This window comes from Blautia intestinihominis (assembly GCF_040096655.1).
In the GTDB taxonomy this organism is placed as follows: domain Bacteria; phylum Bacillota; class Clostridia; order Lachnospirales; family Lachnospiraceae; genus Blautia_A; species Blautia_A intestinihominis.
The window spans coordinates 1-1,037 of record NZ_JBBMEI010000186.1; the positions used below are offsets into that span (position 1 = coordinate 1).

1 protein-coding gene is annotated in these 1,037 nt (G+C 39.1%); it reads right to left on the minus strand.

Translation table 11 applies throughout. The features are described from left to right. Positions 1–1,037 (minus strand): IS1182 family transposase (locus WMO75_RS19590; RefSeq protein WP_349078858.1); only part of this gene is annotated, 1,037 nt, incomplete at both ends.

The following is a 1,037-nucleotide window of genomic DNA, read 5'->3' on the forward strand; positions in this document are numbered from 1 at the left end:
CAGCTTTTATACTCTTTATATCCACTTCTGTTTGTTGTACTGTATGGCAATATATGTGCTCCCGGACATATATAACAATCATAGTATTCATCATATGCGAATTCGTGTTTTCCGAAAAAGTCTTCTTTGGTCTTGGGACGGGTATACGGAAAAAGTGGTTGGATTCCATCTTCCAACAGCTGATGGGCGATTGCCGGAGTTTTATATCCTGCATCTGCAACTACCATCTGCGGATTCAGTTTAGATATCTTATCGTATAATGCTTTAAAAGTACGACTGTCATGCTCATTACCAGGATGTACTGTATATCCAAGGATCCAGCCATGTTTATCACATGCAGTTTCTACTGCATATGCAAAAACATGTTTATGTTCTCCTTTTCGAAACCATCCACTTTCCGGATCACTGGTACTGCATTTCTGCGTTTTTACATCTTCAGGAATTTTCTCTTCTTTGGAATCTTTATTGTTTCCATTTCCACCGGATGCCGGTGGCTGATTATCATCTTTTTTCTTTAATGGTTTCTTTCCATGTGCCAGGCGGTCTTTTTCAATCTCTTTATTTAATTCTTCTTCATACCAGAGCGCCTGTTCATGTGCAACTCTTTTCCGCATTTTTTTACTGTTTGCACAGGCTTTTACATGTGTTGCATCCACGAAGATCTGTCCTGTATTTACAAGATTATATTTCATACAGTCTTCCAATATCTTTGAAAAGATCTGCTCAAAAAGGTCTGTGTCTTTGAAACGGCGGGTATAATTCTTTCCAAATGTAGAAAAATGAGGTATCGGATCTAGCATGTCCAGTCCAAGAAACCAGCGGTATGCAACGTTTACCTCGATCTCTTTCATGGTCTGCCGCATGCTTTTTATTCCATAGAGATACTGAATGAATGGTATCTTTATCAGCATAACGGGATCCATACTGGGACGGCCGTTATCCGGACAGTATTTTTCTTCAACCAGATCATAAATAAAGTTCCAATTGATTGCTTTATCAATCAATCGCAGCATATGGTTTTGAGGTACCATGTCATC